Here is a 5,997-nt window from a genome sequence, read left to right on the forward strand (position 1 = left end):
GGAGGCATTGCAAGAGTGTTAAGATATCAAACATGGGCTGTGTGTGGCTTTCGAGTTATCGTTGTGGAAGACTATAACTCTACTACATCAGCCCTCTTTTTATACTCTTTTTTTGGCTAAGGTATTGTTATAGAGAGGTTTTATGTGCAAATAATAAAATAAGTTAAAAAGTTTACACTTACACTCAATCAAAAGTCCTACTAACTGCCTTCTTCCACAACCGATAACAACCTTCCCTCTCCACCTCATCCATCTTCGCTTCCCAAGTCTGATCTAAAAGCCAATTCTCAGACAACTCCTCCAAACTCCCCCAGAAACCAGTCACTAACCCAGCAGCATAAGCAGCCCCCAACGCTGTAGTTTCTGCTACCTGCGGACGAATCACAGGCACACCTAACACATCACTTTGAAACTCCATTCCTAAAAAAAGCAGCAAGCTATATCGCAATATTGGATTGCTTTGTTTCAAATATAAAAAATCAGGTTTTTTGAGTTTAAACTCAGTATTCAGGTTCTACTTTAGCTAAGTACAAAACCAAACTGCGCTTAACCTCATCATGAATTTCTTTCGGCAACACAGATATCAAACAATCCATTAAAAAAGCTTTGATTTCTCGACAAGCTGCATTTACAGCCGTAGAAAACCCTTTCCAGCCAAGATGTTCAGCAAAAGTAATCACCTGTTCAATCACCACTTCCGCCGATTCATTACCCACTTCCCTATCCTGTTTAAGAATAGGTAAATACTCCTCAATCAACCAGCGTTGCTCTTGAGTCAAAATTTCTAGAGAATTATTACTACCCCTATATAAAGAGTTATATAGGAGCAGTAATAATTTCCTGAAACTTTTCCAACCGCCAAAATACTTTTTAGCAATTTTACTGATCCATTCTTGAGAAATACCAGCCGCCTTACCCAGCATCTCCTGAGTAACTTTCTCCCACTCTGTCACCCCATCTGCTACCAATTGCTTAAACCCTTCAAATATCCCCCGGCGTGTTTGCTGTATCTGTGTTCCTGCTTCTGGACAGATATCAAAAGCATCAGACTTAATCAACTTAGCACCAGGGTAATAATCCGCTAAATAGGATAAATCCTTGTCACTGACAATATAATAAATTACTTCCTCCTCCTCTCTCCTATTAGCTCTAGTCCTACCCGCACACTGAACCACCTCATTTTTAACTAAGTCATTAATAAAATCTTGTAAACATATATTCTGCCTACCAACATTCCTATCTCCTGTTAAAGTTATATAAACTTGCTCAGATGCTCCAATATCCTGATAAGGAGTGCCAAAACTACAAATAGCTTGCTTATCTTGATACGCATTACTACCACGATTATCAGCAAACCAATGTCCATCACCCTGATTCTTATGTGCTAAGTGGTCTATGTATGCAATATTGCCATCATGACGCTTGTCTAATTCTTTTCGGAGTGCTGCAAGCCGTTTTTTTAACGGTTCACTGCGTTCCTTACCCAGCAACCCAAAACCTGTAATTTGGTGGATGGTGAGATTGCTGTAATCTGGTGGAATTTCACAAATAACCAGTATCTCATCTGGGTTAATACCCAATTGCATCGCTATATTTTCACGAGTAGCAGTAGCATCCATCAGGAAAACAAAGTCAAAAGCTTTAAGTACATCAATTTGATGAGTGTTTTTAGTAGCAACAATTAAACGTTTATTTTTTACCCGTAATGCTCCCGCTTTGATACCACCAATGACTTCTAAAAGGGGAATTAACCATCTCACAGGTAAGTCGTTGATATTCTTGTAAGTTTTCTGTGTAGCTTCTCTATTGAGGTAACTACGAATAAACTTTAAAGTTTTTCTGTTGAAAGATTCGCGATCGCTCTTATCAACACCATCTAATGTCACACTATCAGCCTGTTGTACCAGTTCTTCAATATCTGGAGCAATAGTTTCCAGTTCAGCGATAATTTCCGGTAAATTAGCAGGAACTTCCCCTAACAATTCCCTAATCAATTCATCATTATACCCGTAGTATGTCTCCTGAAGTACCGGAACTTGACCAGTTAGCAGCGCCCGCAGTGGCAAAATTAAACCCTTAATTTTATCGTATACTGCGGGTAGCCTAGTTTGCACCTCCATAAGTGCAAAATCAAAATCTTTTAAACCAGCTTCGATAAAATCAACCGGTTTTAATTGTCTTGATACTTCATCAACAAAAGCGATCGCTTTCATTTCCGTAATATCTTCAGGTTGGGGTAAAGAGTTAATATTGGCACGAATACGATCCGATGCAAGTGCTTTTCTTCTATCATCTCGGAAGGTAGAACCAGATATTCTCGGTAATTTGTTACCTTCGCTATCAGTACCCGCACAATTAGCTCTGGATCTACAACCGTTGCAAACAGGGTTAAAACTAGCTTCTGCGGTTGATTCTGCCTTGTATCCTTTTTCTCTTAAAATATGAAAAATATGTGTGAGAGGACAATTTCCTTCAATGTTTGTTTTTTCCCCAGGTTTAGGCCAGTGTATCTCTGGGTTGCCTAATGGGGTGAGTTTAGAATAATCTGCTACTAATCCATTGTGACGGACTGTTAAATCTGTCCACTGTTCAATAGTTGCTACAGTGGGGTTACGGTGTTCATTGCTCAGGTAGAAAAGTGTTTTTACTTCCAACTGTTTTGGTGTAAACTCTCCTACTGTGTGAGATTTACCTGCACCTGCGTGTGATAAATCTAAAATGAATTTTTTACCAGATTTAATAGCGTCAATATAAGTCTGCTTACGTTCCTTTGCTCCAAACCAGATATCAACATCTACATGGGTTGTTCTTGGAAGTGTAATGGGTTCTGGTTGGTAAACAATGTTACCTATAAACCGTTTGGCTTTATTAGTAATAGTGATTAAGGTTTGAATAAACTCTTGAGCGTCTCTGTTTATACCGTATTTAGCTTGCCATTCCTGTTTACTGATAATGGGATCTTGTATACCGTATTTAGCTTGCCATTCTTGTTTGCTGATAATGGGATCTGTTGCATTGGCGTGTAAGTTATTACCAAAATATTTTGTGCGGTAATTGTTGAATGTTTCTTGTTGGTAATTGTTAAATGGTTTTCTTCGAGAATTATTACCTTCTCTCCCTATGTAATTACTATGAAAACCTGCATATTTATAAGTATTCTCTTGTATAGGGAGAAGGAAAGTAGATATTTGTCCTGCTCCCTGCTCCCTTCCCCAGTGCTTCTTCTGTTCAACAGTTGGAAATCTAAACCCATACTGTTTAGCAGTGTGAAATAGAGTAGCAATGGTTATACCAGAACGACCGCGAAAACTCTTAATTTTAGCTCTAATATTCCAAGTAGTTCCTTTAATTGATGGACTCCACTGTTCTGCGATAATTTCTGCATCTACAGGTCCATAATGAGAATTGAGTGCCATTAATACCTGTAAGCACTCATGATAATTATTGCTACCAGGACTACGGGAAGGAATGTAAGTTAAAGCTTGTTGAATTAGCTGATCAATATCCCAGTTGTTAGCTTCTGCACGCTCTTGAAATTGTATCCGACGGGCTGTAATTTCAGCTATCCGTTTTTCGTACTCAATTTTTTCTTGATAAGCGGTGGTAACAGCTTCAGCTATCCAAGATTGGGGTAATCTAGCGTTAGGGTTGATCAGTGGAAATGTTGCCTCAGTTGACCCGTAAAACACCCGTGAAGCATCTTTACAAGCGGGGTCATGGGGCAGGTGTTTCATTAAGTAGCGTGTTAGCACTTCTACAGTTTCTGCACCCTGAACGTATTCAGGTAGTACGAATACTAACCGGAATTTATGCCAGTCTGGTTTATGGCTGGCTGTGGTGTAGATTAAAGCGCAATATTGCTTAATGAATGGGTGTTCTAGTGCTTCATCTAATGTGAGTTGATGTTGGTAGATTTTTTTTGCTTGTCTACCATCTGATTTTTCAATGATATTACCGTTAATGTCTACCCAAGCTCGATTAATTTTGATTGGTTTACCATTTTCATCGAGTGGATTATTATTTTCATCTGTCCAAGTTGCGGAGTTGTCAATATCTAGTAGTACCCATTGAGAACCAATAATATTGGCTTTGCTTCGCCATTGCCCACCCAGTAAACCAGCACATAAGGCGTGTCCTGCTCTTACATGGCTGATAATGTCCCAAATAGTGCCTATTGTATCTTGGAAGTTGGCTGCTAGTTTACGAAAATCCCAGTCTTTATTTTTACCAGTGGCGTTAAAAGCAAAACTGATTTTGTCGTTCTGTATAGGCTCTGGTTCTAACTGTGGTGTAAATTGAGGCTGTTGTACGGTTGGTTTTTTTAGTTCTGGCTGCTGTTTGAACTCGGTGGGAGTTTCAATTTGTTGACTGGTTGGTGGTTGTAGTTCTGACTGGTTATGAAATTGCTGTTGTTCGGTTTGATGCTGTGTTTCTAACGAGTTGTAAAAATGCTGTGGACTGCTTAGGTGTTGCGTTTCTTGTTTGATTTCACTGGAAAATTGAGCCTGTTGATCAGCTAGGTTTTGTTGCTTCCATTGATTGTTAAACTGCTGTCCAGTGCTTGTTTGTTGAAGGTTAGACTCGTTGTTAAACTGTTTTTGTTCAGTTGGGTGTTGCGTTTCGGACTGGTTGTTAAATTGTTGTTGCTCGGTTGGATATTGTGATTCTGACTGGTTGTTAAATTGTTGTTGAGCGGTTGTGTGTTGTCTATTTGACTGATTGTTAAATTGCTGTTGTGACATGAGAGCCAATCCTCCTGTAAGTGTGTTGGAGGAATTGGAGCTATCCAGCATTAGTAATCTTTTAGACGAATACTCAGAAATGTAAGAAGATAAAGTTCCTGAATCGCTTTTTTATTTGTAAAATCAGTGTTCTTCTGGTTTTACATCTCAACTTTTTTGAGATAAGATCACTAACAGGGATATATAAATTAGGCTGCGAAACCCAATACCCTGCTCCAATTCCGATGATGGAATGTATTTTGAAAACCTTGCTGTCCACACTGGACGCTGAGTTTTCGCCTTTTAATTTAGTTGCACGTAGCTAACCAAGATTTAACAAGTTCAGTTACTTCCTCCTCTTGAATAACAAACATAGTGCCTTTTCTTCTGAGAGCTAGAGTTCTCATGCTTCCCACCTCAGCATAAAGGTGTTCATTGAGATTTGAAGCTTTTCTAGTAGGATGCCACAAAACTAAAACTTTTGCGGTGCGTGTTTTTGTGGCTTCTCTTGAAGACATATCAAACAGGCTTCGGTTTTTGTTCAGCCACTTTTCATAATCTGCCAACTCAAGCAGTGGACAGGGTTTCCAAGTAGTTAAACCACCTTTATTCTTCTTTCTGACTTGGAGAATTTCTCTAGCTTCGTTGTATACCACTTCCCTATCTCCAAGAGAGCGAATAGAGATAAACAGGTGAGTTTTGCGCGGAAACCTGATAAACAAGTCAATAGGGTTTTTGTCTTCAACCTGAAGTACAGGAAAGATTTCTATTCCTTCGCTTTTAAACTCCTCTAAAAGTATGGTTGTTAATTTTTCCAGTCGTGCAATTTTTTCAACCCTGACCGATGGCTTGTAGGCCAAGCCAAAACGTGACCAACCAGCTGGACTTGTGCCTGTAGCGATTTCTGAATCACTAGCAGCTAGAACAGCAGGGTCAACGTTTTTCGCCTCCCTAAGTCCCTCTAAAGCCGCTTCGTTGTGCGGCGGTAGCTGAAAATCGGTTGGTGGGTCTTTCACGGTTAACATTGGCGACATTAACAATTAATAATGTGAAAATAGCACTACCTGTTCAAATCCTAATGCCTAACACGGCATTTTGAACCAATAGGTAATGAATGATCATTTTCCTTAAAATATTGTTTAGCTTTTACAATACCTTAGCCAAAAAAAGAGTATAAAAAGAGGGCTGATGTAGTAGAGTTATAGTCTTCCACAACGATAACTCGAAAGCCACACACAGCCCATGTTTGATATCTTAACACTCTTGCAATGCCTCC

General features: G+C 39.3%; 3 protein-coding genes. All 3 read right to left on the minus strand.

Translation table 11 applies throughout. The annotated features are described in order from the left end of the window. Positions 1 to 184: 184 nt before the first annotated feature. Entirely contained in the window at positions 185 to 436 is a 252-nt protein-coding gene (locus H6F45_RS25860) for an FGGY-family carbohydrate kinase (RefSeq protein WP_242052729.1), read from the minus strand. 64 nt (positions 437 to 500) lie between these two features. Continuing rightward, positions 501 to 4,742, minus strand: a complete 4,242-nt coding sequence (locus H6F45_RS25865; RefSeq protein WP_190348786.1) for a PriCT-2 domain-containing protein — start codon at positions 4,740 to 4,742, stop codon at positions 501 to 503. 287 nt (positions 4,743 to 5,029) lie between these two features. Then, positions 5,030 to 5,746, minus strand: a complete 717-nt coding sequence (locus H6F45_RS25870) for a hypothetical protein (protein ID WP_190348787.1) — start codon at positions 5,744 to 5,746, stop codon at positions 5,030 to 5,032. Positions 5,747 to 5,997 lie beyond the last annotated feature (251 nt).

This window comes from Sphaerospermopsis sp. FACHB-1194, assembly GCF_014696235.1.
Classification (GTDB): Bacteria; Cyanobacteriota; Cyanobacteriia; order Cyanobacteriales; family Nostocaceae; genus Sphaerospermopsis; species Sphaerospermopsis kisseleviana.

What these genes read in the sequence shown, in the direction of transcription:
- H6F45_RS25865 (WP_190348786.1), bottom strand. Translation starts at nt 4,742, where the DNA reads ATGTCACAACAGCAATTTAACAATCAGTCAAATAGACAACACACAACC.
- H6F45_RS25870 (WP_190348787.1), bottom strand. Translation starts at nt 5,746, where the DNA reads ATGTTAACCGTGAAAGACCCACCAACCGATTTTCAGCTACCGCCGCAC.